Raw genomic sequence first — 25,598 nt, forward strand, 5'->3', positions numbered from 1 at the left:
CCGTTTCCACGTACGCAGGAAGAGAGCAACACGACAGCCATGGCTGAGGCCCAGAACATCCCGGCGGGCTCCACCACCGCCGGCTCGATCGCGGTGGCCGCCGAGTCCACCGTCGCCACGCGCATGAGCGCGCCCCCGTCCTTCGACGTCGCGGACTTCCCCGTCCCGCACGGCCGCGAGGAGGAGTGGCGGTTCACCCCGCTGGAGCGCCTGCGCGGCCTGCACGACGGCACCGCTGTCGCCTCCGGCGAGGGCGTCAAGGTCGACATCGAGGCCCCCGAGGGCGTCACCGTCGAGACCGTCGGCCGCGACGACGAGCGCCTCGGCCGGGCGGGCAAGCCCGTCGACCGGGTCGCCGCCCAGGCGTACTCCTCGTTCGAGAAGGCCTCGGTCGTCACCGTCGCCAAGGACGCCGTCCTCGCCGAGCCGGTCCGCATCGCCGTGCACGGGCAGGGCGGGACCGCCTTCGGCCACCTGGTGATCGAGCTCGGCGCCTTCGCCGAGGCCGTCGTGGTCATCGACCACACCGGTGACGCCGTCCTCGCCGCCAACGTGGACTACGTCCTCGGCGACGGCGCGAAGCTCACCGTCGTCTCCGTCCAGGACTGGGACGAGAAGGCCGTCCACGTCGCCCAGCACAACGCGCTCGTCGGCCGCGACGCCTCCTTCAAGTCGGTCGTCGTCACCTTCGGCGGCGACGTCGTCCGCATCCACCCGCGCGTGGCGTACGCGGCCCCCGGCGGCGAGGCCGAGCTCTTCGGCCTGTACTTCACCGACGCGGGCCAGCACCAGGAGCACCGCCTCCTGGTGGACCACAACACCCCGCACTGCAAGTCCAACGTGGCCTACAAGGGCGCGCTGCAGGGCCAGGACGCGCACGCCGTCTGGATCGGCGACGTGCTCATCCAGGCCGCCGCCGAGGGCACCGACACGTACGAGCTGAACCGGAACCTGGTCCTCACGGACGGCGCCCGGGTCGACTCCGTGCCGAACCTGGAGATCGAGACCGGCGAGATCGCCGGCGCCGGTCACGCCTCGGCCACCGGCCGCTTCGACGACGAGCAGCTCTTCTACCTGATGGCCCGCGGCATCCCGGAGATCGAGGCCCGCCGCCTCGTCGTCCGCGGCTTCTTCGCCGAGCTGGTCCAGCAGATCGGTCTGCCCGACGTCCAGGAGCGCCTGATCGCCAAGATCGAGGCCGAGCTGGAGGCCTCCGTCTGATGGCCTTCGTCCGAGTCTGCGCGCTGAGCGAGCTCGAGACCGACACCCCCAGGCGGGTCGAGGTCGACGGCACGCCGGTGTCGGTCGTGCACACCGAGGGCGAGGTGTTCGCGATCAACGACGTCTGCTCGCACGCGAACGTCTCCCTCTCGGAGGGCGAGGTCGAGGACTGCGCCATCGAGTGCTGGCTGCACGGCTCCAGCTTCGACCTGCGCACCGGCAAGCCCTCCGGCCTTCCCGCGACGCGCCCCGTCCCCGTATACCCCGTAAAGATCGAAGGGGACGATGTGCTCGTCTCCGTCACCCAGGAGTCCTGAGTCACCCATGGCTACGCTTGAAATCCACGACCTGCACGTCTCCGTCGAGGCGGAGAACGGCCCCCGCGAGATCCTCAAGGGCGTCGACCTGACCATCAAGCAGGGCGAGACCCACGCCGTCATGGGCCCCAACGGCTCCGGCAAGTCGACCCTGGCGTACTCGCTGGCCGGCCACCCGAAGTACACGGTCACCGGCGGCACCGTCACCCTCGACGGCGAGGACGTCCTGGAGATGTCGGTCGACGAGCGCGCCCGCGCCGGCGTCTTCCTGGCCATGCAGTACCCGGTCGAGGTCCCCGGCGTCTCGGTCTCCAACTTCCTGCGCACCTCCGCCACCGCCGTCCGCGGCGAGGCGCCCAAGCTGCGCACCTGGGTGAAGGAGGTCAAGTCCGCGATGGAGCAGCTCCAGATGGACCCGGCCTTCGCCGAGCGCAACGTCAACGAGGGGTTCTCCGGCGGTGAGAAGAAGCGCCACGAGATCCTCCAGCTGGAGCTCCTCAAGCCGAAGATCGCGATCCTCGACGAGACCGACTCCGGCCTCGACGTCGACGCCCTGCGGATCGTCTCCGAGGGCGTCAACCGCGTCCGCGAGACCGGTGAGGTCGGCACCCTGCTGATCACCCACTACACGCGCATCCTGCGCTACATCAAGCCCGACTTCGTGCACGTGTTCGCGAACGGCCGCATCGCCGAGTCCGGCGGCGCCGAGCTCGCCGACCAGCTGGAGAACGAGGGCTACGACAAGTACGTGAAGGGTGGCGCGTCCGCGTGACTTCTGCCCATCAGGGGCTCTCCGGCCTCCTCGACACCGAGGCGATCCGCAAGGACTTCCCCCTCCTGGATCGCACGGTCCACGACGGCAAGAAGATCGTGTACCTCGACTCCGCGGCGACCTCGCAGAAGCCGCGGCAGGTGCTCGACGCGCTCAACACGTACTACGAGCGCCACAACGCCAATGTCCACCGCGGCGTCTACACGGTCGCCGAGGAGGCGACGGCGCTGTACGAGGGCGCCCGTGACAAGGTCGCGGCCTTCATCAACGCGCCGAGCCGCGACGAGGTGATCTTCACCAAGAACGCCTCCGAGTCGCTCAACCTCGTGGCCAACATGCTGGGCTGGGCCGACGAGCCCTACCGCGTGGACCACGAGACCGAGATCGCCATCACGGAGATGGAGCACCACTCCAACATCGTGCCGTGGCAGCTGCTCTCGCAGCGCACGGGCGCGAAGCTGAAGTGGTTCGGCCTCACCGACGACGGGCGTCTCGACCTCTCGAACATCGAAGAAGTCATCACCGAGAAGACGAAGATCGTCTCCTTCACCCTGGTCTCGAACCTGCTCGGCACGTTCAACCCGGTCGAGACGATCATCCGCCGCGCCCAGGAGGTCGGTGCGCTCGTCTGCATCGACGCCTCCCAGGCGGCCCCGCACATGGTCCTGGACGTGCAGGCGCTCCAGGCCGACTTCGTGGCCTTCACCGGCCACAAGATGTGCGGCCCGACCGGTATCGGCGTGCTGTGGGGACGGCAGGAGCTCCTGGAGGACCTGCCGCCCTTCCTCGGCGGCGGCGAGATGATCGAGACCGTCTCGATGCACTCCTCGACGTACGCGCCGGCCCCGCACAAGTTCGAGGCGGGCACGCCCCCGATCGCGCAGGCCGTCGGCCTCGGCGCGGCCGTGGACTACCTCTCGGCGATCGGCATGGAGAACATCCAGCGCCACGAGCACGCGATCACCGAGTACGCCGTCCGGCGCCTCCAGGAGGTCCCGGACCTGCGGATCATCGGCCCCACCACGGCCGAGGACCGCGGCGCGGCGATCTCCTTCACGCTCGGCGACATCCACCCGCACGACGTGGGCCAGGTCCTCGACGAGCAGGGCATCGCGGTCCGGGTCGGCCACCACTGCGCGCGGCCGGTCTGCCTCCGCTACGGAATTCCCGCGACCACGCGGGCGTCGTTCTATCTGTACTCCACTCCGGCCGAGGTCGACGCCCTGGTCGAGGGACTGGAGCACGTACGGAACTTCTTCGGCTAGGGGACGCTCGTGAAGCTGGATTCGATGTACCAGGACGTCATCCTGGACCACTACAAGCACCCGCACGGGCGCGGTCTGCGGGACGGCGACGCCGAGGTGCACCACGTCAACCCGACGTGCGGCGACGAGATCACGCTCCGCGTGAAGTACGACGGCTCGCGCGTCGAGGACGTGTCGTACGAGGGACAGGGCTGCTCCATCAGCCAGGCCTCGGCCTCCGTCCTCAACGAGCTGCTCGTCGGCAAGGAGCTGGCCGAGGCGCGGAGGATCCAGGACACCTTCCTGGAGCTGATGCAGTCCAAGGGCCGGATCGAGCCGGACGAGGCGATGGAGGAGGTCCTGGAGGACGCGGTCGCGTTCGCCGGGGTCTCCAAGTACCCCGCCCGCGTGAAGTGCGCCCTGCTGAGCTGGATGGCGTGGAAGGACGCGACCGCCCAGGCACTGGGGGACGACGACCAGAAGTCCGAGAGGAAGTCGGCATGACCGAGAACGCCGGGGCCACCATGAAGCCGGCCTCCGAGGAAGAAGTCCGCGAGGCGCTGTACGACGTCGTCGACCCCGAGCTGGGCATCGACGTCGTCAACCTGGGCCTGATCTACGGCATCCACATCGACGACTCCAACGTCGCGACGCTGGACATGACCCTGACGTCGGCGGCCTGCCCGCTGACCGACGTGATCGAGGACCAGGCGAAGTCCGCCACGGACGGCATCGTCAGCGAACTGAAGATCAACTGGGTCTGGATGCCGCCGTGGGGTCCGGACAAGATCACGGACGACGGGCGCGAGCAGCTCCGCGCGCTCGGCTTCAACGTCTGAGCGGTCCCGCTTCGCACGAACGGCCGTGCTCCCCTGACAGACTGGGGAGCATGGCCGTTCGCATGTACCACCTCGCCGTCGACGCCCACGACCTGCCCGCACAGGCCCGCTTCTGGGCCTCGGTCCTGGACTGGAAGATCCTCTACGAGGACGAGCACGAGATCGTGATCGGGGCCGACGAGCACGCCCTGCCCGGGATGTGCTTCCTACCCGTGCCCGAGTCCAAGACGGTCAAGAACCGGCTGCACGTCGACCTCGCGCCCGACGACCAGGAGGCCGAGGTGGAGCGGATCCTCGCCCTCGGGGCGACCCGGATCGACGTCGGCCAGGGCGCGGACGCGACCTGGGCCACCCTCGCGGACCCCGAGGGGAACGAGTTCTGCGTGCTGCGGCCGAAGCGGTCGCTCACGGACTGAGCGGCGGGGACCGGCTCCTGCCGGCCCGTCAGGAGCCGTACGACCGCGCCTCCGCGGCCCGGGCGAGCACCGGCGCCAGGTTCTCCCGGCGGATCCGCCGGTCGACGTAGAGCAGCCCGGACACCAGCGGCGGGAAGAGCGCGGAGAACACCTGGGCGATCAGCGATCCGACGATCACGACGACCACGATCGGCCCGACCAGGGAGAGGAGCTCCCCGGGCGTCTCCGGCGTCGGGCCACCGGCCAGGGGCACGCTCGCCACCGCGCCGAGCAGCTGCTGGAACACCGAGCTGATGACACCCGTGATCACGGCGGCCACCAGCAGGCCGCCGAAGGTCCGCCACCACGCGTCGGTCACCAGGTGCCAGGACCGCCGCAGGGACGCCAGGGCGCCCTGGCGCTCCATCACCGCGACCGTCGGGGCGAAGGCGAACTTCACCCAGAGCCAGGTGGCGAGCGGGGCGACCAGCAGGACGACGGGGAAGAGCAGCAGGGTCACGGCCGGGCCGGAGTCGTTGGCGACCACCGCGACGATCAGGCCGACGGACAGGCCGACGAAGAGCAGGACGGGCACCAGCATGGTCAGCGCGGTCAGGAGGACCGTGCCGAGGACCGCGGGCATCCGCGCCCACGCGCGCCCCCACACGGTCCCGAAGGCGGGGCGGCCGCCCAGGACCGCCTCCTGGAGGACCACGGGCACCGCCGCCGACACCACGGCGGTCGCGACCAGCATGACGACCATCGCGACCAGCCAGACGCAGCCGAACGCGATCAGCAGCGGAAGGCCGTCGTCCCACGAGGGGTCCACGCCCTCCGGCAGGTCGAACACGCCGGACACGTGGTCCGCGACGGCCAGGTAACCGACGCCGAACGCCGCCGCGACCAGCAGGAGGCCGAGCCCGTAGGCGACGGCCGCGACGCCGACGAGCTGCTTCCAGTGGCGTCCGAAGGTGGCGAACGCGGCCGTCAGGATCTCGCCGAAGCCGAGCGGCCGCAGGGGTATCACGCCGGGCTGCGGCGCCGGAGGCGGAGGCGGAGGGAAGTGGCCGTAGCCGTGGGGCCCCGTGGGATAGGTCATGGGCGACACCGTATCGGTCGGGTGGCGCACACCCGTACGAAAAAAGCGCGCACCTGCGCGAAGAGGTGTGTACGCCCGTACGCATCCATGGGTACGCTCGTACGCATGGGTTACGGACTGCTGGCGGGCGCCATCGCGGCGGAGATCCTCGCCACCACCTCGATGAAGTACAGCGACGGCTTCAGCAGGCTCTGGCCCTCGCTCGTCACCGGAGCCGGCTATCTGATCGCCTTCGCGCTCCTGGCACAGGCGCTCAAGACCCTCCAGGTCGGCACCGCGTACGCCATCTGGTCCGGCGTCGGCACCGCCGCCGTCGCCACCATCGGCGTCCTCTTCCTCGGCGAGACCCTCAGCCTCGCCAAGGTCGCCGGGATCCTCCTCATCGTCGCCGGGGTCGCCGTCCTCAACCTCGGCGGCGCCCACTGATGGCCCGGCCCCGCCGCCACGACCCCGGGCGCCGCGAGCGGATCGTGGACGCGGCCCTCCGGGTCGTCGGACGGTCCGGCATCGCCGGGCTGAGCCACCGCACGGTGGCCGCCGAGGCGGACGTGCCGCTCGGCTCCACCACTTACCACTTCGCCTCCCTCGACGAACTCCTCGTCGCCGCGCTCCGCAAGGCCAACGAGAACTTCGGGCGCCAACTCCGCGAGCGGTCCGCCCTCCTGGGGCCGGACGCCGACCTCGCCGCCGTGCTCGCCCGCCTCCTGGGGGAGTGGCTGGGCGGCGAACGCACCGGCGTGGAGCTGGAGTACGAGCTCTACCTCGCCGCCCTGCGCCGCCCCGCCCTGCGCCCGGTCGCCGCCGAGTGGACCGGGGCCGCCACCGCCGTCCTGGCCCGCCGCACCGACCCCGTCACCGCCCGCGCCCTGGTCGCCCTCATGGACGGCGTCTGCCTCCAGGTCCTGCTCACCGGCGGGGAGTACGACGAGGAGTACGCGCGCGCGATGCTGGGCCGGATCCTGGCCCCCGGGGCCCCGGACGAAGCGCCGAAACCGCCGGTCCCGGGCTCGTCCGAACCGACGGCGCGCCCGACCGACACCTGAGACCGGTTGGCCCGGGCGGGGGCCCGCCGGTTAGGTTTTCCGTCATGACCACTGCTCCTCGCACCACCGGCGCCGTCGCCGCCGGCCTCGCCACCCTCGCCGGCGACGGCACCGTCCTCGACACCTGGTTCCCCGCCCCCGAGCTGACCGACGCGCCCGGCCCCGCCGGCACCGAGCGGCTCACCCCCGACGCGGCCCTCAACGCCCTCGGCGAGGGCGCCGCCAAGGCCCTCGGCGTGGACGCCCGCCGGGGCGTCGAGGTGGTCGCCGTCCGCACCGTCATCGCCTCGCTCGACGAGAAGCCGCTCGACGCCCACGACGCGTACCTGCGCCTGCACCTGCTCAGCCACCGCCTGGTCGAGCCGCACGGCCAGAGCCTGGACGGCCTCTTCGGCCTCCTCGCCAACGTCGCCTGGACCTCGCTCGGCCCGGTCGCCGTCGACGACGTCGAGAAGGTCCGGCTCAACGCGCGCGCCGAGGGCCTGCACCTCCAGGTGACCTCGATCGACAAGTTCCCCCGCATGACCGACTACGTCGCGCCCGCCGGGGTCCGGATCGCCGACGCCGACCGCGTCCGCCTCGGTGCCCACCTCGCCGCCGGCACCACCGTCATGCACGAGGGCTTCGTCAACTTCAACGCCGGCACCCTCGGCACCTCCATGGTCGAGGGCCGCATCTCCGCCGGCGTCGTCGTCGGCGACGGCTCCGACATCGGCGGCGGCGCCTCCACCATGGGCACCCTCTCCGGCGGCGGCAACGTCGTCATCTCGATCGGCGAGCGCTGCCTGGTCGGCGCCGAGGCGGGCGTCGGCATCGCGCTCGGCGACGAGTGCGTCGTCGAGGCCGGCCTGTACGTCACCGCCGGCACCCGGGTCACGATGCCCGACGGCGAGATCGTCAAGGCCCGCGACCTCTCCGGCGCCTCGAACATCCTCTTCCGCCGCAACTCGGTCACCGGCGCCGTCGAGGCCCGCCCGAACAACGCGGTCTGGGGCGGCCTCAACGAGATCCTGCACAGCCACAACTGAGGCCCCGCGCACCACTGACCGCCCTCGCCCCGTCACCGGACGGCCGGCAGGGCGGTCGGTCGTCTCCGCGGAGGGCCGCGCGACGCGCACGGCAACCGATCCGGTGACGCTGCGTTATCAGGGCGGGGCGCAGGGCCCCGTACGCGGACGAGGCGAGGAGCCGACATGAGGACGAGGGCCATGGCCACCGGGGTGTTCGCGGCGACGGCGGTCCTGCTGGCCGCCGGGACGGCGGCGGCGGACGAGACGCACGTCCACTCGCACAACGGTCCGCACGTCTCGCTCGTCTCCACGGGCCAGATCGACGACCCCCTGGAGGACGTCCTGGAGCACGCGGCGATCCTCGGGAGGACCTACAGCGCCGACTCCGCCTGAGCCGGTCGCAGCAGCGCCCGGTGGAGCGCGCGCAGCCCGTCGGCCGTCTCCCGGTCGGCGGGCAGCAGCGGCTCCCGCAGGGGGCCGCCGAGGAGGGCCTTGACGGTCACGGTGCCCGGCAGGCCCGAGGCCATCATCCGCTCGGCGAGCGGCAGCAGCCGGGCGTTGAGCCGGGCCGCCCCGGCGGTGTCGTCCGCGTCGAAGGCGTCGAGGACCTCCCGCAGCTGCCGGGGCGCCACGTTCGCCACCGTACTGACGTATCCCGCGCCGCCCACCGCGTACAGCGGCAGGTTCAGTTCCTCGCAGCCCGAGTAGTACGCGAGGCCGGTCTCCGCGATCAGGCGGGCCGAGGCGAGCAGGTCGTACGCGCAGTCCTTCACCGCGACGATCCGCGGGTGCGCGGCGAGCCGCCGCATCGTCGCGGGCTCGACGCGGGTCCCGGTGCGGCCGGGGATGTCGTAGACCATCACCGGCAGGCCGGTCGCGTCCGCCGCCTTCAGGAAGTGCGCCTCGACGGCCGCCTGCGGGGGGCGGCTGTAGTACGGGGTGACGACGAGCAGCCCGTCCGCGCCCGCCTCCTCGGCCGCGCGGGCGAGCCCGGCGGTGTGCGCGGTGTCGGCGCTGCCGACGCCCGCGAGGACCGAGGGGCCTGGGCCGACGGCCTCCCGGACGGCGCGGACGAGCGCGGTCTTCTCGGCGTCGGTGGTGGTCGGGGACTCGCCGGTGGTCCCGTTGAGGACGAGCCCGTCGCAGCCCTCCGCCACGAGCCGGACGGCGAGGGCGCCCGCCGCGTCGAGGTCGAGCGCGCCTGCGGGGGTGAACGGGGTGATCATCGCGCAGAGCGCGCGGCCGAAAGGAGGTGCGGTGGTCATGCCGGAAGTCTGGGCGCGGCGGACGGTGAAGGTCCACTTAGATCTTCTTGGGCGGAAAGGTAAGGGTTGTTGAAGGGTGCGCCCTCGTGCCCGGATGCCCTTGACCTCAAGCATGGTTGAGGGAAGACGGTGGAGTCGTCCGCACGACACGGAGTTCCACGAACGGGAGACCCTTCCATGCACGCCGTCGCGCACCCCCACGCCCGCCCCGACCTCTACCGCCCCGGAGTCGGCGCCGTCCTCGTCAGCACCTGGCGGGTCGGCACGCCCGAGCGGCAGCGGGCCGCCGTCGAGGCCGTCCGCAAGGCCTGGGAGGGCCGGGAGTGGCCCGACCCGGGACTGCTCTCGTACAGCATCTACGCCGGGACGGACGGGGACGCGCTGCTGCACTACTCGCAGTGGACGGGGGAGGAGGTCTACGAGGACTTCGTCCGCACCCACCGCGACGGCCGGAACGCCGAGATCGACGCGGCCGTGCCCGGCATCGAGCGGGTCGTCCTGCACCGCTACGCGCCGCCCCGGCCGGTCGACGGGAGCGGCGCGGACGCCCTGCCCGGGGCCGTCTCGGTCGTGGAGACCGGGGCCGGGGGCGGGGACGCGGTCGCCGCCGGCGGGATCGGCACCCATGTGCACCGGTCCATCGACGGCACCCGCGTGCTCGCCCTCACCGAGTGGGAGGACGTCCCGCCCGCCGGGCCCGCCGGCGCCCGGTGGTACACGCCCGCGCTGAGCCTCGGCGCGGGCGTGTAGGGGGACCTGCGGAGGCGCTTACGGGCGGAAGCGCAGGACCTGCGGGTCGTGGTCGCTGTCCTGGTCGGCGAACTCCGCGTTGATGTGGACGCTGTCGTAGTCGAAGTGGCGGATCCCCGGGCTGGTCAGGATCTGGTCGAGGACCTGGCTGTTGCCCTGGTACACGTACGAGTAGCGCTCGCTGCGCGGCAGCGACTTCACCGCCGGGTACAGCGCGCCGCCGGCCGTCAGCGCCTTCGTGGTGCCGGAGAACTCGAAGTCGTTGATGTCGCCGACCACCAGCACGTCGGCCTGCTTCTCGACCGCGAGGAGCTGCTTCACGAAGCCGTTGACGGCCTGGCCCTGGAGCAGGCGCTTCGCCTCGGAGGAACGGTTCGGCGGCTGGTGGTGGGAGACGATCGACTCGTCCCCGCCCTTCGAACCGAAGTGGTTGGCGATCACGAAGACCGTGCGGCCCCGGAAGACGAACTCGCCCGCCAGCGGCTTGCGGCTGTCCTCCCAGGCCGCGTTCGCCGGGTCGATCCGGCCGGGGGAGACGGTCAGCGCCGCGTGCCCCTTGCGGCCGGTGACTCCGGTCGCGGTGGTGGCGTCGCCGCCCGAGCGGTCGGTGAAGGAGACCCGGGCCGGGTTGAAGAGGAAGACCTGACGGATGTTGCCGCCGGGCTCGCCGCCGTCCTCGTTGTTCTGCGGGTCGACCGAGCGCCACTCGTACGCCGGGCCGCCGGCCGCCACGATCGCGTCGGTGAACTTCTTCACCGTCTGACCGGCGCTCACCGTGCCGTCGTTCTTGGCGCCGTTGTCGTCCTGGATCTCCTCCAGGGCGACGATGTCGGGCGAGGCGAGGTTCTCCACGACCGCCTTCGCGAGCGCGTCGAACTTCTCCTGCGGGTCGGTCGGGTCGAGGTTCTCGACGTTGTACGTGGCCACGGCCAGCTCGTTCCGGTGCTGCCGGTCCGTGGTCTCGCGCTCCAGGCCCCGGTCCACGACCGTGCCGAGGGTGCGGGCCGTCAGGGTGTAGCCGCCGTACTGGTTGAAGTCGAGCGGGCCCTCGGTGACGCCGGAGAGCACGTCGCCCACGTTCGCCTTCGGGAACGGCTGCTGGGCGGTCGGGACCAGCGACTGGACCTGGAGGCGGCCGGTGTTCTGGTCCTCGTACGAGCCGTAGACCGTGCCGCCGCGCCGGTTGTCGTTCTCCCGCGGCTTCACCGTGACCCACAGCTCGGAGTACGGGTCGGTGGCGCCGACCACGCGCGAGGAGCCGATCCGGACGTTCGTGCCCTCCAGGGACTCGTAGTAGTCCAGGGCGTACGTCCGGGGCTTCAGGGTCAGGCCGTTGATCGAGCCGCCCGCGGCCGGGTCGCCCTCCGGCGCGTACGCGTCGGGGACGGACCGGGACGAGAGCGTCACCGGGGCCGGCACCGGGTTGCCCTGCGAGACGACGGTGACGACGGGCTTGGAGAGCTGCGTCAGCGACTGGTTGCCGGAGGCGAGGCCGCCGGGGACGTACTCGGTGACCGTGCCGTTCACGCTCACCGCGTCGCCGACGGCGACGGTCGGGACGGAGCTGGTGAAGACGAACAGGCCCTCGCTGGTGGCCGGGTTCGCGTCGGGGGTGGGGTCCTGGATCCAGAAGCCGCGCGAGCCGTAGGTGCGGACGCCGGTCACGATGCCCGTGACACCGGTGACCTGCTGCCCGACCAGGGGCGAGACGCGGGTCGTGCCCTGGATGTCGTGGACGCGGACACCGGCGCCGTCCTCGGCGGACGCGCTCGCCGAACCGGCGAGCAGGCCGGCGGCCAGGGCGGCGGACACGACGGCGGCGACGGCCGCGCTTCTCGGTATGGAGGAAGACATCAGGGACTCCGAGGGTGCTTGGAGGAACGGCAGATGGATCTACGCGCGTCAATCTCTTTGCAGGAGCCCCCACTTGTCAAGGGTCGACGGGTGTACGAAGGCTGACGGATCCGTGAACCGGCGGACGTCCCCCCGGATGCGTCTACGCTGGGACGGCTCTCCGGGGCGGCTCCTCGCGACCGCCCTCCGAGCCCCTTCCACCCGCCCGCCCCCGTACGCGCCGAGGAGACCCCAGCAGATGTCAGCGGACCACCCCACCCTTCCCCCCGTTCGGCTGCGTGCGGACGCGGAGCTGGCGCGGGACGCCCTGGCCGCCCCCCTCCTCGCCGACGCGGCACGGCTCGCCCGCTGGGCCGGGCCGGACACCCGGGTGGACGCGGGCGGCGAACTCGTCGACGAGCAGCTCCCGGTGGCGGCCGGGGCCCTGGGCCTGTCCGCCGACGAGGAGGGCGAGCTCCGGGCGGGCGACGCCTGGCGGCTCGCGGTCGACACCGGCCTCGTGGAGGTCGAGGACGGCGAGGCGGCCGACGGGGACGGGGAGGACGTCCCCGGGCGGGCCGGACCCGGCGAGAACCTGGCGCTCCTCACCGGCGGTTCGCCCCGGGACGTCCTCGCGCTCTGGCTGGACGGCTTCGACACCGTCTTCGCGGACGCCGTCGCGCCCGTCCTCGACGACCTCGACGACCTGATCGGGGAGGACGGCGAGATCGACGTCGACGCCCTCGACTGGGACCCCGAGGCCGAGGCCGAGTTCCTGGAGGGCGTGCTCGGCAACCTCTACCTGCTGACCGTCAGCGAGGGCGGGGCCGGTGAGGGCCCGGTGCCGCTGCCCGCGCTCGCCGCGTCGATGGTCGTCCCCGACGACATGGGCGAGCCCACCGACGACGTCCTGGAGCAGGTCTCCGACGCGATGATGCGGCTCGACGAGCAGTTCCGGCTGCTCGAACCGATCGGGCTCGTCGAGTACCAGCCCCTCGACGAGGCCCTGATGGTCGAGGAGGGCGAGGAGCCCGCCGTCTCCGTCGACGACGAGGACGTCACCCGCTACGGCATGGTCCGGCTCACCCCGCTCGGCCTCTACGGCGTCCGGGCCCGGATGCTGGAGGCCGGCGTCGACGCGCCCGCCGTCGGCGACCTGGCAGACAAGGGCGCCGACGCCCTCCTCGACGGCATCGCCGGCTACCCGGAGGCCGCGGCCCGCGAGGAGACCGCCGCCTGGCTGGCCGGCCGCGACGCCCTCGGCGCGGCCCGCGAGCTGCTGCACGCCGCCCGCGGCTCCGACGCGGGCTCCCCGCTCCGCCGCCTCCACTGCCAGCAGACGCTCTCCCTGGTGGGCCCGGAGGCGGAGCCCGCCGTGCGGGAGGTCCTGGACGACGCGGAGCTCGGCGGCCTGGCCCGGGTCTGGCTCGCGGAGCGGGGTGCGGCGGACGTGCCCGCGCCGCCGGAGTCGATGATCTTCTGGCTGGCGATCGACACGATCGCGGCCCAGCTCGACGCGGAGGGCGACCTGGAGGAGCTCCAGGAGCTGATCGAGGGCCTCACCGGGCGCCACGGCGGCTTCTTCGAGGCGGCCTGGCGGGTGGAGCACCCGGCGACGGCGGAGGTCCTGGAGGCGATGGGCCGGCTGCACCGGGACAAGGGCACGGCGAAGGAGGCCCGCAAGGCCGCCTTCAAGGCCCGGTCGCGGTCCGGGGCCTGACCGCACGTCCCTTTCCGCCGGGTGTGGGGAGCCGCCGGGCGCCCGGTGTCCCCGGGCGCCCGGCGGTGTTCCGGTGGCGTTCAGCCGGTGTTCGCGGAGGCGCGGGAGGGTGGCCCGCGACGTCCGGCCACCACAGGGAGAACCCGCCGCCATGCCGCTCAACCGCAGAGAGTTCACCAAGCAGTCCACCGCCGCCGGTGCCGGGCTCGCCCTCACCGGTGTCGTCGGGGCTCTCGCCACCGCCCCCGAGGCGCTCGCGTCCGACGAGCCGCAGGCGTACGGGGCCGGCCACGACCGCGGACACGGGCATGACCACGGACATGACCACGGGCACGGGCACGGCCACGCGCTCGGGTACGGGCCGCTGGTCGCCGACCCGGAGGGGATGCTCGCCCTGCCCGCCGGGTTCTCCTACCGCGTCGTCACCCACAGCGGCGTGACCCGTCTGGAGTCGGGCGAGTTCACCCCCTCCAACCACGACGGCACCGCCGCCTTCGCGGGCCCGCGCGGCACCACGTACCTGGTCAACAACCACGAGCTCAAGGGCCCCCGCGCCAACTGGACCCACCCCGTCCCGCTCGCCGATGACCTCGTCTACGACCCGGCCGCGGCCGGCGGCTGCACCGTCGTCGAGGTGCACCGCGACGGCACGGTGGCCGAGTGGGTCGGCATCGCCGGCACCTCCACCAACTGCGCGGGCGGCCGCACCGACTGGGGCACCTGGCTGACCGGCGAGGAGAACGCCGACCGCGCCGGGACCAACGGCATGACCAAGGACCACGGGTACGTCTTCGAGGTCGACCCGCGCGACCGCCGCGCCAACCGCGCCCCGAAGCCGATCAAGGCCTTCGGCCGCTACGAGCACGAGGCCGTCGTCGTCGACCCCCGGCGCGGCCACGCCTACCTGACCGAGGACGCGTCGGGCCCCAACGGGCTCCTCTTCCGCTGGGTGCCGCCGAAGGGCTTCGAGCACGGGCGCGGCAGGCTCCGCACCCTCGCCGACGACGCCGGTGTGCTCCAGGCCTTCAAGTGCGTCGACTCCGGGGGCCGTTTCGTCGACGACCTCTCCCGCGCCACCCGGATCGGCACCGTCTACGGCGTGGACTGGGTCGACGTCCCCGACCGCGACGCCCGCACCACCCCCGTCCGCAAGCAGTTCGCGGCCGGGCAGGTCACCCGCGCCCGCAAGCTGGAGGGCATGTGGTGGGCCGACGGCGGCGCCTACGTCGTCTCCTCCTACGCGCGCGCCGAGAGCCCGGGCGCCGCGCACGACGGCCAGGTCTGGTTCTACGACCCGAAGCGCCGCACCCTCACCCTCAAGGTGCTGCTCGGCGTGAACGCGAACCCCGACGCGGACGGCGCCTACGACGGCCCCGACAACATCACCGTCTCGCCGTACGGCGGGCTCGTCATCGCCGAGGACGGCGAAGGGGTCCAGCACCTCTTCGGCGCCACCGACTCCGGCCGCACGTACCCGATCGCCCGCAACGACCTCAACGGCAGCGAGTTCACCGGCGTCGTCTTCTCGCCCGACGGCGACACGCTGTTCGCCAACATCCAGGACCCGGGCATCATGCTCGCGATCACCGGTCCCTGGCGCCGCCAGCCCCGCCGCTGAGGGCCGATACGGAGACACGGAGAAGGGGTCCCCGGGAATCCCCGGGAACCCCCTCGGGCCGGTCGCTCAGAGCGCCTGGGCGGCCGGCTTCACCATGCCCCGGACGGTCCGCGACTTCACGAACTCGCCCATCGCCGTCATCTCCCACTCGCCGGAGAACTGCTTGATCAGCTTCGCCATCATCACGCCGGTCTGCGGCTCGGCGGTGGTCAGGTCGAAGCGGACCAGCTCCTCGCCCGTCGCCGCGTCGATCAGCCGGCAGTACGCCTTGGCGACCTCGGTGAACTTCTGGCCGGAGAAGGAGTTGACCGTGAAGACGAGGCCGGAGACGTCGGCGGGCAGCCGGCCCAGGTCGACGACGATCACCTCGTCGTCGCCCGCGCCCTCGCCGGTGAGGTTGTCGCCGGAGTGCTTGACCGAGCCGTTGAGGATGGCCAGCTTGCCGAAGTAGCAGCTGTCCAGGTGGTTGCGCTGGGGTCCGTACGCGATGACGGACGCGTCCAGGTCGATGTCCTTGCCCCGGTAGGCGGGCTCCCAGCCGAGGCCCATCTTGACCTGGGAGAGCAGCGGACGGCCGCCCTTGACCAGGGACACCGTCTGGTTCTTCTGGAGGCTGACCCGGCCCTTGTCGAGGTTGATCTTCCCGGTGGACACGGGGGCGGCCGGGGGAGCGGGCGGGGCCGGGGGTGCGACCCGGGGGTCCACCGGGGCGACGGGCGGCGCGGGCGGGGCCGGGGGAGCGGGGGGCGCCGGGGGCGCGGCCTGTGCGGCGGGGGCCGGGGGCGCGGCCGGCTCCTCGTCCACCGAGACGCCGAAGTCGGTCGCGATGCCGGCGAGCCCGTTGGCGTAGCCCTGGCCCACGGCGCGGGCCTTCCACGCGCCGTTGCGCAGGTAGATCTCGACGACCACGAGCGCCGTCTCCGTGGCGAGCCGCGGCGGCGTGAAGGTGGCGAGGGGGCTGCCGTCGTCCGCGTTCCGGATCGTCGCCGTGGGCTCGACGCCCTGGAAGGTCCGGCCCGCGGCGTCCGGGCTCGCCGTGACGACGATCCTCTCGACGCCGGCCGGCAGGGCGCCGGTGTCGACCAGGATCGCGTCGGGCGCGGTCCCGCCGCCGGAGCGGTAGGTGACACCGGGCCCGGCCGGCTGGTTGTAGAAGATGAAGTCGTCGTCCGAGCGCACCTTGCCGTTGGCGCCGAGCAGCAGGCCCGAGACGTCGAGCCGCACCGGGGCGGCGACGTCCACCGCCACGCGCGTGGCGGTGAGAGGGATGTTCGAGCCGGGGGTCATAGCGGTCATGCCAGGGCTAACGATCCGGGCCCCTTTGCCGTTCCCTTACCTTCGTCCGGTTCGGCCACCCTGGTTACGCGGGTGGTTCCTGGCCTGCCGCTCGTTGCCGAAGCGGTACGAGCCCGTCCAGCGGGCCATGACGAGCTGGGCGTCCCCCGACTCCACCTCCGCCAGGAACTTCTCGGCGCGCCCGCCGCGCAGCACGCCCGCGGCGCGGCCCTGGTGGGTGAGGACGACGGAGCCGTCGCCCCGCCGCTCGTACGTGAATCCATGAGGTCGTGGCATGACGGGCATCCTGCCGTTCCCGGTCAGATCCGTCATATGAATATTCTTTCGACCCATGGGTGCTGTGGGGGCCGGGGGAACGACGGTGGGCGCTGTGGGGCGGGCGGGGTCGGTGGGGACGGCTGGGGCGGTGGGGACGGCGGGATCCGGGGGGCCGGGAGGACCGGTGGACGGGAGCTCGTTCCGGACGGAGGACGTGGACGAGGCGCGCGAGGAGCTGGACGCGCGGTACTACACGAGCCGCATGGAGCTCGTCGAGCGCCGGGCGCGCCCCTTCGCGGCGCGGTTCGACACCGTCGTCCTCGGGCCGCTGGTCATCGGCGACCTGAGCTGCGGGGCCGACGTCCGGATGAGCTTCGGGGAGCTGGGCGCCTACCACCTGAACGCCCCGCTCACCGGCACGATGGAGCTGCGCCAGGGCGGCGGTCCTGCCCTCGTCGCGACGGCCGCCGAGGCGCTGCTGCTCGACCCGGCGGGGGACACCTTCCTGGACCGCTGGAGCGGCGACTGCCGGACCCTGGCCGTGAAGATCGGGGCGGCCGCGCTGCGCGAGCGCCTCGAACAGCTGATGGGCCGGCCGCCGCGCGGTCCGCTCGCCTTCGAACCCCGGCTCGACGTCACGCGCGGCCCCGGCCTGAGCTGGGTGCGCCTCGCCCGCCGGGTCGCGTACGAGGCGCTGACCGGGGAGGGCCTGGCCCGCCACGAACTGGTGGCCCGGCCCCTCCAGGAGGCGCTGCTCAACGGCCTGCTCCTGGCCGCCGAGCACCCCTGGCGCGAGGCGCTCGACCGGCCGGGGGAGACCCGGCGGCCGGCCCCGGTCAAACGGGCGATGGACGCGGTGCGGGAGCGCCCCGAGCACCCGTTCACCACCACCGAACTCGCCGCCCTGGCCCGGGTGAGCGTGCGCCGCCTCCAGGAGTCCTTCCGGGAGTACGTGGGGATGTCCCCGATGGCGTACGTACGGGAGGTCCGCCTCGACCGGGTCCGCGAGGAGCTGCGGACGGCCGCGCCGGACGAGGTGAGCGTGAGCGAGGTGGCCTGGCGCTGGGGCTTCGGCCACCAGGGCCGGTTCGCGGCGCGCTACCGGGAGAGGTACGGCGAGTCCCCCTCCCGGACGCTGCGGGCGGGGCGCTGAGGGGGCGCCGACGGGGCTTTGGGGGACGTCGGGCGGGGCTCTGAGGGGCGCCGGGCGGGGGACCGGCGGCGGTATCGCGCCAAAGCCGTCGGCCGGGTCCGGGCCGCCCGGGGCGCGTTCCCCGGCCGGGGCGTGCTTCCGCCGCTCCGATCCGTCGCGCATTCCGGACAGGTCCCGCGTTCCGCGGCTCGCGACGATCTTCATGCGGGCCTACGGTGAGCGGGTCCGGTCCGCCCACGCGGACGGTGACCCGGACCCGGCCGGCTCCCCCGTATCAGTCCGGCCGGGTCCTGCGTACGTCCGCGCGGTACTTCCGTCCACGCGCAGGTCGCAGGAGGGCCGGCGGGTGGGGTGGAAGCGCTCCCGCGCGGGGGAGACGGCGACGCCGGGCCCGGTCCCGCCCGACCCCGATCCCCTCCGGACCCGGCCGGTCCCGTCCCTCACCACGCCAGGTCCTCCAGCGCGTCCAGGTCCGGCATCGCCGCCTCCGCCGGTTCGGGGGTGCCCGTGCCCGCCCGCAGTTCGGCCCAGATCGTCTTGCCGCGCCGGCCGTACCGCGTGCCCCAGCGCTCCGCGTACTGCGCGACCAGGTAGAGCCCGCGCCCGCCCTCGTCCGTCGCCGCCGCGTGCCGCAGGTGCGGTGAGGTGCTGCTGCCGTCCGAGACCTCGCAGATCAGCGTCCGGTCGTGGAGCAGCCGCACGCGCACCGGGTCCGCGCCGTACCGCACCGCGTTCGTGATCAGCTCGCTGAGGATCAGCTCCGCCGAGAACGCGAGTCCGTCGAGCCCCCACTCCGACAGCTTCGCCGCCGCCGCGTTCCGCACCGGCGACACCGCCGACGGGTCCCGCGCCACCTCCCACTCGGCGATCCGCTCCCGGTCGAGGAGCCGGGTCCGCGCCACGAGGAGCGCGATGTCGTCGCGCGGCGCGGGCGACAGGAGCGTCGCGAAGACGTCCGCGCAGGTCTGCTCCGGGCTCCGGTCCGGGCGGGCGAGCGCGGACCGCAGCAGCCCGAGCCCCGCGTCGAAGTCCCGCCCGTGGTCCTCCACGAGACCGTCGGTGAAGAGCACCAGCTTGCTCCCCTCCGGCAGCAGCAGCTCCGTCGACGCGAACGGCGCCTCGCCCAGACCGAGCCCGAGCGGCAGCCCCGGCGACAGCTCGGGGAACTCCACCCGTCCGTCGGGCGCCACGAGCGCGGGCCCGGGATGGCCCGCGCTCGCCACCGTGCACACGCCGGAGGCCGGATCGTAGATCGCGTACAGACAGGTCGCGCCGGTGATGCCCTCGTCGCGCCGCCGCCCCTCCCCGTCCGTCCCCTCCGTCTCCCGGGAGTCGATCCGGCCCGTCAACTCGTCCAGGTGGCCGAGGAGTTCGTCCGGCGGCACGTCCAGGGTCGAGAAGTTGTGCACCGCCGTGCGCAGCCGCCCCATGGCCGCCGCCGCGTGCAGCCCGTGCCCCACCACGTCCCCCACCACGAGCGCCACCCGCGCCCCCGGCAGCGGGATCACGTCGAACCAGTCGCCGCCCGCCCCCGCCTTCGCCGGGAGGTAGCGGTGCGCGACCTCCACCGCGCTCTGCTCCGGCAGCACCCGGGGCAGCAGGCTCCGCTGGAGCGACACCGCCATCGCGTGCTCCCGGGTGAACCGGCGCGCGTTGTCGATCGCGACCGCCGCCCGCGCCGCCAGCTCCTCCGCGAACGACAGGTCCTCCTCCCCGAACGGCTCCTGCGTGTCCGCCCGCCAGAAGTTCGCCATCCCGAGGACCACCCCCCGGGCCAGCAGCGGCACCGTGAGCAGCGAGTGCATCCCGTACGCGAGGGCGTGCGCCGCCCCCTCCGGGTCCTGCGCCCGCCAGCCCTCCGCCTCGGCCAGCTCCGGCTGCACCACCGCGTGCCCCGAGGCCAGGGCCATGGCCATCGGGGTGCTGGGCACGTCGAAGCGGACGGTGTCCCCGACCGGCTGGAGCGGCCGGTCCGGCCGCAGCCCGCTCAGCGCCGTCCGCCGCATCTCCGTCGACGCGGCCGCCGTCTCCACGATCTCGGAGGGCTCCTCCCCGCGCAGCACCGGTTCCAGGAGCTCCACCGTGGCGAAGTCCGCGAACCGGGGCACCGCCACCTCCGCCAGCTCCTCCGCCGTCCGCACGACCTCCAGGGTCGTCCCGATCCGGACCCCCGCCTCGTAGAGGAGCTGGAGCCGGCCCCGGGCCACCGCCGCCCGGCCGGACAGCGCGGCCAGCTCGGTGGTGTCCCGCATCGTCATCACGCAGCCGGACTCGGAGCCGTGCGGCAGCGTGGGCCGCACGCTCACCGCGAGCAGCCGGTCGCCCGCTCGGTGCACCTCGTCGGTCGCCGCCTCCCCCGACTCCAGGAGCTCGACCGTACGCGGGTCCAGACCCAGCTCCGAGACGTGCCGCCGCTCGGCCTCCGGCCCCAGGCCGAGCAGCCGGCGCGCCTCGTCGTTGGCGAGCAGCAGCCGGTGGTCGGAGTCGATGATCAGGACCCCCTCCCGCACGGCGTGCAGCACCGCCTCGTGGTGCTCCTTCATCCGGGTCATCTCCGCCGGCCCCAGGCCGTGCGTCTGCCGCCGCAGCCGCCGGCTCACCAGGGCCGCCCCGCCCACCGCCACCACGAGCGCGCCGCCCGCCGCCCCGGCGAGCAGCGGCAGCCGGTCCCGGACGGAGTGCGCGATGTTCTCCACCTCGATGCCGCTGGTCACCAGGCCGACGATCCTGCCCCGGTCGTCCACCACCGGGACCACGGCCCGCACCGCGTCGTTCGGCGCGCCCTCGAAGATCTCCGTGTACGACTCGCCGTCCACCGTCGCCCGGGAGAGGTCGCCGACCGCCCTGCGGCCGATCAGGTCCGGCTGCGAGTCGGTGTACCGCATCCCGTCCGGGCCCAGGATCGCGATGAAGTCGAGCCGCGTGGCCCGCCGGATCGCCTCCGCCTGGTCCTGGAGCCGCGCCGTCGGATCGGGGGAGGCCAGCGCCGCGTCGATGCCCGGGGCGTTCGCCAGCGCCTCCGCGACCGCGAGCGAGCGGGCCCGGGCGTCCCGCTCGGTGTCCCGCCGCTCCTGCTGGAAGGTCACGAACACCGCCACCACGATCACCAGGAGCGCGATCAGCGCCTCCAGGGCGAAGACCTGCCCGGCGACGCTCCGCAGCCCGGTCCCGCGCCGCTTCCCCCTGCCCCGCCCTGCCCGGTCCCGCGCCCGGTCCCGGCCGGTGCCGGGGCCCGGGCCGTCCCGCCGCCTCCGCGGGGTCATCCCGTGCTCCGGGCGATCAGGAGCGCCACGTCGTCCGGCGCGCCCGGCCGGCGCAGCGCCCGCAGCAGCAGGTCGCAGGTCTCCTCCAGGGGCCCGCGCGCCTCGTCGAGCAGGCCCACGAGCAGCGCGAGCCGCTCGTCGATCGCCTCGTCGCGGGTCTCGATCAGCCCGTCCGTGTAGAGCACCAGGCGGTCCCCGGGCCGGAACGGCACCCGGGCCGTGCGGAAGGTGCCGCCGCCCACCCCCAGCGGCACCCCGGTCGAGAGCCGCACCAGCTCGGCCGGGCCGTCCGCCGGGACCCGCACGGGCGGCAGGTGGCCCGCGTTCGCGATCCGGCACCGCTCCCTGGCCGGGTCGTGCACGGCGAAGAGACAGGTCGCGATGTAGTGCTCCAGGCCCTCCGTGATCCGGTCCAGGTGTCGCAGGACCTGCGCCGGGGACAGGTCGAGGTCCGCGAACGCGCAGGTCGCCGTCCGCAGCCGGCCCATCGTCGCCGCCGCGTCGATCCCGCTGCCCATCACGTCCCCGACGACGAGCGCCGTCTTGTCGTCGGGCAGCGGGATCACGTCGTACCAGTCCCCGCCGACCTCGCTCGACGCCTGCGCCGGCTGGTAGCGGGCCGCGACCTCCAGGCCCGCCCGCGCGGGCGGCGCCCCCGGCAGCAGGCTGCGCTGGAGCGTCACCGCCGAGTTCCGCACGCTCTGGTACCAGCGCGCGTTGTCGATGCTCACCGCCGCCCGGGCCGCCAGCTCCGTCGCGAGCAGCACGTCGTCCCCGTCGAACGGCAGCGCGTTGCGGTCCCGCTTGAGGTCGAGCGCGCCGAGCACCTCGCCGCGCGCGATCAGCGGCACCGCGAGGTACGAGTGGACCCCGGCCCTGGCCAGCATCCCGGCCGCCTCCGGGCTCCGCGCGATCCGCGACAGGTCCCCGGGCCCGACCCGCTCCACCAGGACCGGCAGACCGGTGTGCACGCACCGGGTGACCAGCCGGTCCGCCCCGTACATCGCGACCGACCCCGGCGGGTCGGCGGCCGGCAGCGCCTCCGTGGGCCCCGACGCCTTCACCGCGAGCGCGCGGAACAGCGCCGGGCCCTCCTCCTCCGGCGCCCCCGGCCTGCGCAGCGACAGGACGGAGTCCAGGACGTCGACGGCCGCGACGTCCGCGAGCGCCGGCACCACGACCGAGGCCAGCTCGTCGGCGGTCCGCTCCACCTCCAGGGTGGTGCCGACCCGGGCCGAGGCGTCCGCGATGAGCGCGAGCCGCCGCCGGGACCGGTCCGCCTCCGCGTCCGCCCGGTGCCGCTCGGTCACGTCGATCACCGAGGCCGCCACGCCCAGGACCCGGCCCTCGCCCCCTTCGAGGCGGTAGAAGGACACCGACCAGACGTGGTCGCGGTCCGGATCGGCGGGGGTGCGGCCCACCGTGGAGTGGTCGAGCACCGGCTCGCCCGACTCCAGGACCGTCCGCAGCACCTCCTCCACCCCCGGCGCGTCGATCGCCGGCAGCATGTCGGAGATCCGCCGTCCGGTGTGCAGGGCGGCCGGGATGCCGTTGATCCGCTCCAGCGCCGGGTTCACCAGGACGAAGCGCAGCGCGGTGTCGAAGACGGCGAGGCCGATCGGGGACTGGGAGACGAGCCGGTCGGAGAGGGCCAGCTCGGCCTCGACCCGCTCGACGACGGTCCGGTCGGCGGCGATCCCCAGGGCGTAGAGCCCGCCCAGGTCGTCGGTGAGCCGCATGTTGCGGAACTCCACCTGCCGGGTGGAGCCGTCCTTGTGCCGCACGGGGAAGGTGCCCGACCAGGTCGTGCCGGCGGCGAGCACCTCCCCGAAGAGGCGCATCGCCTCCTCGCGGTGGTCCTCGCCGACGATCAGCCGGGCCACGTACTGGCCGAGGGCCTCCTCGGCGCGGAAGCCGAAGAGGGCCTCCGCCTGCGGGCTCCACAGCACGATCCGGCCGCGCGCGTCCACGACGACGGCCGCGACCCCGAGCACGTCGAGCAGCCCCTTGCCGTCCAGGGGCACGCCGACCCGCCCCGCCGTCCCAGGGAAGGAACCGGCCGTCACCCTGCCTCCTCCCGCCGCGCCCGTGCTTTTCCTCCATGCTCCCCGCCAGGAGGCCGCCCCGCACCTAGGGCCTGTCCGGCGGATCATGGCCGGGGCCGCGACGCCTGGCACGGTACCTCGCCGCGTTGCCGAAACGTCCCGATAGCTCCGCTATCGAGCCGCTCCGGCGCCTTGCGATGCTTCCCCTAGGCCCTTGAGGGCCTGGGGAGACCCCATGCACCAGACGCCGCGGCCTACCCGACCCTGATCCGCCGGACAGGCCCTAGGAGGCGTCCACGGCCCTCCGCTTCTCGTACCGCAGCGCCGCCCCCGTCACGAGCGCGCCGAGCCCCTCCCACAGGCCCACGCCCAGGAAGCCGGACGGGGCGCGGCCGGTGACGACGGCGAGGGTGAAGACCGCGCAGGTGAGGAGGCGGAAGGGGACCGTCCAGCGGAAGAACGGCTTCCAGTCGGCGAGCGCGGCCAGGACGTAGTAGACGCCCATGTTGAGCGCGGCCATCGAGGAGGCCGTCAGGAAGACCAGGGTGTGGTCGCCGTCCGCCCGCCCGCCGTCGGGCACCGGCTCGAAGCCCATGACCGTGAGCAGGGCGTCCGGGGCGACCAGGCCCACCACGCCGAGCGCGGCGGCGAGCACGCCGAAGACCGCCATGGTCCAGCCGGACAGGGAACGGGGCAGACGCACGGCGGTCCTCCGCGAGGTGAGAGCGAGGCGAGGGCGAACAGGGGGTACGGGATCGAATGCGTGCTCGGATGTGAGCGCGCCCCTGCATACCGCGTGACGGGGCCCGACGGCCAATCGGGCCCCGCCCACCGTCACTTCGGCGCCACCGTCGTCACCGGCGCACCGGCGTCACTTCAGCGCCGCCGCCATCATCTTCTGTGCCACCGGCGCCGCCAGGCCGTTGCCGCTGACCTCGGAGCGGGCCGCGCCCGAGTCCTCGATCATCACCGCGACGGCGACCTGCTTCCCGGTCGAGGGGTCCTTCGCGTACGAGGTGAACCAGGCGTACGGCGTCTTGCTGTTGTTCTCGCCGTGCTGCGCGGTGCCCGTCTTGCCGCCGACCTCCGCCCCGGCGACCGCCGCGTTGGTGCCGGTGCCCTCCTCCACCACGGTCACCATCGCGCTGCGCAGCTGTTCGGCCGTCGAGGAGGAGAGGATCCGCCGGGCGTCCCCGTCCCCGAACGAGGCGAGCGCGTCGCCGTCGGAGTCCTCGACCCGCGACACCACGTGCGGGGCCGCGAGGAGGCCGTCGTGGGCGATCGCCGCCGACACCATGGCCATCTGGAGCGGGGTGGCCGTCACGTCGAACTGGCCGATGCCGCTGAGCGCCGTCTGCGCCGGGTCCATCGCCGACGGGTACACGCTGGCGTACGCCCGGACCGGGACGTCCAGCCCGGCGTCGTTGAAGCCGAACTTCTGGGCCATCGCGCGCACCTTGTCCTGCCCCAGGTCGGCGGCCATCTTGCCGAAGACGTTGTTGCAGGAGTACCGCAGCGCGGTGCGGATCGTGGCGTTCTCGCAGGGCGCGGAGGCGTTCTCGTTCCTCAGCACGGTCCGGGTGTGCGGCAGCGTGTACGGGTCGGGGCTCTCCGTCGCCGTGTCCACCGAGCGGTAGAGGCCGTCCTCCAGGGCCGCCGCCGCGACGACCAGCTTGAAGGTGGAGCCGGGCGGCAGCGGCTGCCGCAGCGCCCGGTTGACCAGCGGCTTGTCCTCGTCGCCGGTCAGCTCCTTCCAGGCGGCCCCGTCGTTCGTCCCGGAGATCCTCGACGGGTCGTAGGACGGCGTGGAGGCCAGGGCGAGGATCCGGCCGCTCACCGGGTCGACGGCGACGGCCGCGCCCTTCTTGTTCCCGAGCGCCCGGTAGGCGGCCCTCTGCACGGCGGGGTCGATCGTGGTGACGACCGTGCCCGGTTCCTGCTGCTCGCGGGTCACCGCGTCCAGCGGGTTCTTCAGCCGGTCGTCGGTGCCGTCGAGGACGTCGGCGTAGATGCCCTCCAGCTGGGTGGCGCCGTACGCCTGCGAGCTGTAGCCGGTGACGGCCGCGTACAGCTCGCCGTCCGTGTAGGTCCGCCGGTACGCCAGGTCCGTCCCCTCCGTTCTCTTCGAGCCGGTGACCGGGGAGCCGGCCACGACGATGTTCCCGAGCGGCTGCGCGTACTGCGCGATCGTGTTCCGCCGGTTCTTCTGGTCGTCCGCGAGCGCCTTGGCCTCGTACGCCTGCACCCACGTGGCCCGGCCCAGGAGGGCGAGCACGAGGAGCAGCACGAAGACCGAGGTGTGCCTGATCGTCTTGTTCATCGCACTTGTCGGGACGAACGGACCGGCGGCGGACGTTCCGGATGTGTCCCGTTTCTCAGCGAACCTTCATGTCCGGATCCGTGCGGTCGGCCGTGCGATCATGCGGGAGCCCCCGGGAGGGGGCCGGAGAACGGTGG

Annotated in this window: 24 protein-coding genes; 15 read left to right on the top strand and 9 right to left on the bottom strand. The window is 73.5% G+C overall.

Translation table 11 applies throughout. From position 1 onward, the window contains the following. The first annotated feature begins 39 nt into the window (after positions 1–39). The 7 genes from sufD to ACIP5O_RS17080 are packed head-to-tail and all read left to right on the top strand — an operon-like array spanning position 40 to position 4,809. On the top strand, positions 40–1,221 hold the full coding sequence (gene sufD / locus ACIP5O_RS17050; RefSeq protein ID WP_401293927.1) for a Fe-S cluster assembly protein SufD: 1,182 nt from the start codon (positions 40–42) through the stop codon (positions 1,219–1,221). Next, a complete protein-coding gene (locus ACIP5O_RS17055) occupies positions 1,221–1,538 on the top strand; it encodes a bifunctional 3-phenylpropionate/cinnamic acid dioxygenase ferredoxin subunit (RefSeq protein ID WP_401293929.1) in 318 nt (105 codons plus the stop codon). The genes sufD and ACIP5O_RS17055 overlap by 1 nt, the downstream gene beginning before the upstream one ends. A gap of 7 nt (positions 1,539–1,545) precedes the next feature. Then, complete coding sequence (gene sufC / locus ACIP5O_RS17060) at positions 1,546–2,310, top strand: Fe-S cluster assembly ATPase SufC (RefSeq protein WP_017238623.1); 765 nt, start codon at positions 1,546–1,548, stop codon at positions 2,308–2,310. Beyond that, a complete protein-coding gene (locus ACIP5O_RS17065) occupies positions 2,307–3,575 on the top strand; it encodes a cysteine desulfurase (RefSeq protein WP_388659541.1) in 1,269 nt (422 codons plus the stop codon). The genes sufC and ACIP5O_RS17065 overlap by 4 nt, the downstream gene beginning before the upstream one ends. A gap of 9 nt (positions 3,576–3,584) precedes the next feature. After that, positions 3,585–4,058: a Fe-S cluster assembly sulfur transfer protein SufU gene (gene sufU, locus ACIP5O_RS17070; RefSeq protein ID WP_356546401.1), complete on the top strand. Its 474-nt coding sequence runs from the start codon at positions 3,585–3,587 to the stop codon at positions 4,056–4,058. After that, positions 4,055–4,393 (top strand): metal-sulfur cluster assembly factor, encoded by a 339-nt coding sequence (locus ACIP5O_RS17075; RefSeq protein WP_055644196.1) that lies wholly within the window; start codon positions 4,055–4,057, stop codon positions 4,391–4,393. The genes sufU and ACIP5O_RS17075 overlap by 4 nt, the downstream gene beginning before the upstream one ends. Before the next feature lie 50 nt (positions 4,394–4,443). After that, positions 4,444–4,809, top strand: coding sequence for a VOC family protein (locus ACIP5O_RS17080; protein WP_401293934.1), 366 nt, complete (start codon positions 4,444–4,446; stop codon positions 4,807–4,809). 28 nt (positions 4,810–4,837) lie between these two features. On the opposite strand, the gene ACIP5O_RS17085 is transcribed toward ACIP5O_RS17080, so the two are convergent. Further along, complete coding sequence (locus tag ACIP5O_RS17085; RefSeq protein ID WP_401293936.1) at positions 4,838–5,887, bottom strand: oxidoreductase; 1,050 nt, start codon at positions 5,885–5,887, stop codon at positions 4,838–4,840. A 105-nt stretch (positions 5,888–5,992) separates the two neighbouring features. On the opposite strand from ACIP5O_RS17085, the gene ACIP5O_RS17090 reads away from it, so the two are divergent. The 4 genes from ACIP5O_RS17090 to ACIP5O_RS17105 all read left to right on the top strand — a co-directional run bounded on the left by ACIP5O_RS17090 (position 5,993) and on the right by ACIP5O_RS17105 (position 8,333). Beyond that, positions 5,993–6,313 (top strand): DMT family transporter, encoded by a 321-nt coding sequence (locus ACIP5O_RS17090; RefSeq protein ID WP_401293938.1) that lies wholly within the window; start codon positions 5,993–5,995, stop codon positions 6,311–6,313. Then, on the top strand, positions 6,313–6,930 hold the full coding sequence (locus ACIP5O_RS17095; protein ID WP_401293941.1) for a TetR/AcrR family transcriptional regulator: 618 nt from the start codon (positions 6,313–6,315) through the stop codon (positions 6,928–6,930). The genes ACIP5O_RS17090 and ACIP5O_RS17095 overlap by 1 nt, the downstream gene beginning before the upstream one ends. Positions 6,931–6,974: 44 nt before the next feature. Next, complete coding sequence (gene dapD / locus ACIP5O_RS17100; RefSeq protein WP_401293943.1) at positions 6,975–7,958, top strand: 2,3,4,5-tetrahydropyridine-2,6-dicarboxylate N-succinyltransferase; 984 nt, start codon at positions 6,975–6,977, stop codon at positions 7,956–7,958. Between the two features lie 165 nt (positions 7,959–8,123). Beyond that, positions 8,124–8,333, top strand: a complete 210-nt coding sequence (locus ACIP5O_RS17105) for a hypothetical protein (protein ID WP_401293945.1) — start codon at positions 8,124–8,126, stop codon at positions 8,331–8,333. Here the strand turns inward: ACIP5O_RS17105 and dapA are convergent. Next, a complete protein-coding gene (dapA, locus tag ACIP5O_RS17110) occupies positions 8,312–9,205 on the bottom strand; it encodes a 4-hydroxy-tetrahydrodipicolinate synthase (protein WP_401293947.1) in 894 nt (297 codons plus the stop codon). The two genes, ACIP5O_RS17105 and dapA, sit on opposite strands and share 22 nt — an antisense overlap. A gap of 177 nt (positions 9,206–9,382) precedes the next feature. Here dapA and ACIP5O_RS17115 point away from each other — a divergent pair, with 177 nt between their 5' ends. After that, a complete protein-coding gene (locus ACIP5O_RS17115) occupies positions 9,383–9,955 on the top strand; it encodes an antibiotic biosynthesis monooxygenase (RefSeq protein WP_401293949.1) in 573 nt (190 codons plus the stop codon). Between the two features lie 18 nt (positions 9,956–9,973). On the opposite strand, the gene ACIP5O_RS17120 is transcribed toward ACIP5O_RS17115, so the two are convergent. Continuing rightward, positions 9,974–11,809, bottom strand: coding sequence for an endonuclease/exonuclease/phosphatase family protein (locus tag ACIP5O_RS17120; protein WP_401293952.1), 1,836 nt, complete (start codon positions 11,807–11,809; stop codon positions 9,974–9,976). Positions 11,810–12,047: 238 nt separating this feature from the next. Here ACIP5O_RS17120 and ACIP5O_RS17125 point away from each other — a divergent pair, with 238 nt between their 5' ends. Next, positions 12,048–13,508: a hypothetical protein gene (locus ACIP5O_RS17125; protein ID WP_401293955.1), complete on the top strand. Its 1,461-nt coding sequence runs from the start codon at positions 12,048–12,050 to the stop codon at positions 13,506–13,508. A 151-nt stretch (positions 13,509–13,659) separates the two neighbouring features. Then, positions 13,660–15,126 (top strand): alkaline phosphatase PhoX, encoded by a 1,467-nt coding sequence (locus ACIP5O_RS17130; RefSeq protein WP_401293957.1) that lies wholly within the window; start codon positions 13,660–13,662, stop codon positions 15,124–15,126. 66 nt (positions 15,127–15,192) lie between these two features. Here ACIP5O_RS17130 and ACIP5O_RS17135 read toward each other — a convergent pair whose 3' ends face one another. Together ACIP5O_RS17135 and ACIP5O_RS17140 are read right to left on the bottom strand one after the other, a co-directional pair. Next, a complete protein-coding gene (locus tag ACIP5O_RS17135) occupies positions 15,193–16,422 on the bottom strand; it encodes a TerD family protein (protein ID WP_401293960.1) in 1,230 nt (409 codons plus the stop codon). A 36-nt stretch (positions 16,423–16,458) separates the two neighbouring features. Then, complete coding sequence (locus ACIP5O_RS17140) at positions 16,459–16,698, bottom strand: hypothetical protein (RefSeq protein ID WP_401294183.1); 240 nt, start codon at positions 16,696–16,698, stop codon at positions 16,459–16,461. Positions 16,699–16,864: 166 nt separating this feature from the next. Between ACIP5O_RS17140 and ACIP5O_RS17145 the strand changes: the two genes are divergently transcribed. After that, positions 16,865–17,833, top strand: a complete 969-nt coding sequence (locus tag ACIP5O_RS17145; protein ID WP_401293963.1) for an AraC family transcriptional regulator — start codon at positions 16,865–16,867, stop codon at positions 17,831–17,833. Positions 17,834–18,273: 440 nt separating this feature from the next. Here the strand turns inward: ACIP5O_RS17145 and ACIP5O_RS17150 are convergent, their stop codons facing one another. The 4 genes from ACIP5O_RS17150 to ACIP5O_RS17165 all read right to left on the bottom strand — a co-directional run bounded on the left by ACIP5O_RS17150 (position 18,274) and on the right by ACIP5O_RS17165 (position 25,461). After that, a complete protein-coding gene (locus ACIP5O_RS17150; RefSeq protein WP_401293966.1) occupies positions 18,274–21,096 on the bottom strand; it encodes a SpoIIE family protein phosphatase in 2,823 nt (940 codons plus the stop codon). After that, positions 21,093–23,162: a SpoIIE family protein phosphatase gene (locus ACIP5O_RS17155; protein ID WP_401293968.1), complete on the bottom strand. Its 2,070-nt coding sequence runs from the start codon at positions 23,160–23,162 to the stop codon at positions 21,093–21,095. Before ACIP5O_RS17155 ends, ACIP5O_RS17150 begins: the two co-directional genes overlap by 4 nt. 262 nt (positions 23,163–23,424) lie before the next feature. Further along, the gene (locus tag ACIP5O_RS17160; RefSeq protein WP_401294186.1) at positions 23,425–23,811 is read right to left on the bottom strand and encodes a hypothetical protein; all 387 of its coding nucleotides are present in this window, start codon (positions 23,809–23,811) and stop codon (positions 23,425–23,427) included. A 201-nt stretch (positions 23,812–24,012) separates the two neighbouring features. Beyond that, positions 24,013–25,461, bottom strand: a complete 1,449-nt coding sequence (locus tag ACIP5O_RS17165; protein WP_401293970.1) for a peptidoglycan D,D-transpeptidase FtsI family protein — start codon at positions 25,459–25,461, stop codon at positions 24,013–24,015. Between the last annotated feature and the right edge of the window lie 137 nt (positions 25,462–25,598).

This window comes from Streptomyces sp. NPDC088915 (assembly GCF_044749825.1).
Classification (GTDB): domain Bacteria; phylum Actinomycetota; class Actinomycetes; order Streptomycetales; family Streptomycetaceae; genus Streptomyces.

Coding starts and splice junctions, on each gene's coding strand:
- sufD (WP_401293927.1), top strand. CDS start 40: ATGGCTGAGGCCCAGAACATCCCGGCGGGCTCCACCACCGCCGGCTCG.
- ACIP5O_RS17055 (WP_401293929.1), top strand. CDS start 1,221: ATGGCCTTCGTCCGAGTCTGCGCGCTGAGCGAGCTCGAGACCGACACC.
- sufC (WP_017238623.1), top strand. CDS start 1,546: ATGGCTACGCTTGAAATCCACGACCTGCACGTCTCCGTCGAGGCGGAG.
- ACIP5O_RS17075 (WP_055644196.1), top strand. CDS start 4,055: ATGACCGAGAACGCCGGGGCCACCATGAAGCCGGCCTCCGAGGAAGAA.
- ACIP5O_RS17080 (WP_401293934.1), top strand. CDS start 4,444: ATGGCCGTTCGCATGTACCACCTCGCCGTCGACGCCCACGACCTGCCC.
- ACIP5O_RS17085 (WP_401293936.1), bottom strand. CDS start 5,887: ATGACCTATCCCACGGGGCCCCACGGCTACGGCCACTTCCCTCCGCCT.
- ACIP5O_RS17090 (WP_401293938.1), top strand. CDS start 5,993: ATGGGTTACGGACTGCTGGCGGGCGCCATCGCGGCGGAGATCCTCGCC.
- ACIP5O_RS17095 (WP_401293941.1), top strand. CDS start 6,313: ATGGCCCGGCCCCGCCGCCACGACCCCGGGCGCCGCGAGCGGATCGTG.
- dapD (WP_401293943.1), top strand. CDS start 6,975: ATGACCACTGCTCCTCGCACCACCGGCGCCGTCGCCGCCGGCCTCGCC.
- ACIP5O_RS17105 (WP_401293945.1), top strand. CDS start 8,124: ATGAGGACGAGGGCCATGGCCACCGGGGTGTTCGCGGCGACGGCGGTC.
- dapA (WP_401293947.1), bottom strand. CDS start 9,205: ATGACCACCGCACCTCCTTTCGGCCGCGCGCTCTGCGCGATGATCACC.
- ACIP5O_RS17115 (WP_401293949.1), top strand. CDS start 9,383: ATGCACGCCGTCGCGCACCCCCACGCCCGCCCCGACCTCTACCGCCCC.
- ACIP5O_RS17120 (WP_401293952.1), bottom strand. CDS start 11,809: ATGTCTTCCTCCATACCGAGAAGCGCGGCCGTCGCCGCCGTCGTGTCC.
- ACIP5O_RS17125 (WP_401293955.1), top strand. CDS start 12,048: ATGTCAGCGGACCACCCCACCCTTCCCCCCGTTCGGCTGCGTGCGGAC.
- ACIP5O_RS17130 (WP_401293957.1), top strand. CDS start 13,660: ATGCCGCTCAACCGCAGAGAGTTCACCAAGCAGTCCACCGCCGCCGGT.
- ACIP5O_RS17135 (WP_401293960.1), bottom strand. CDS start 16,422: ATGACCGCTATGACCCCCGGCTCGAACATCCCTCTCACCGCCACGCGC.
- ACIP5O_RS17140 (WP_401294183.1), bottom strand. CDS start 16,698: ATGCCACGACCTCATGGATTCACGTACGAGCGGCGGGGCGACGGCTCC.
- ACIP5O_RS17150 (WP_401293966.1), bottom strand. CDS start 21,096: ATGACCCCGCGGAGGCGGCGGGACGGCCCGGGCCCCGGCACCGGCCGG.
- ACIP5O_RS17160 (WP_401294186.1), bottom strand. CDS start 23,811: ATGGCGGTCTTCGGCGTGCTCGCCGCCGCGCTCGGCGTGGTGGGCCTG.
- ACIP5O_RS17165 (WP_401293970.1), bottom strand. CDS start 25,461: ATGAACAAGACGATCAGGCACACCTCGGTCTTCGTGCTGCTCCTCGTG.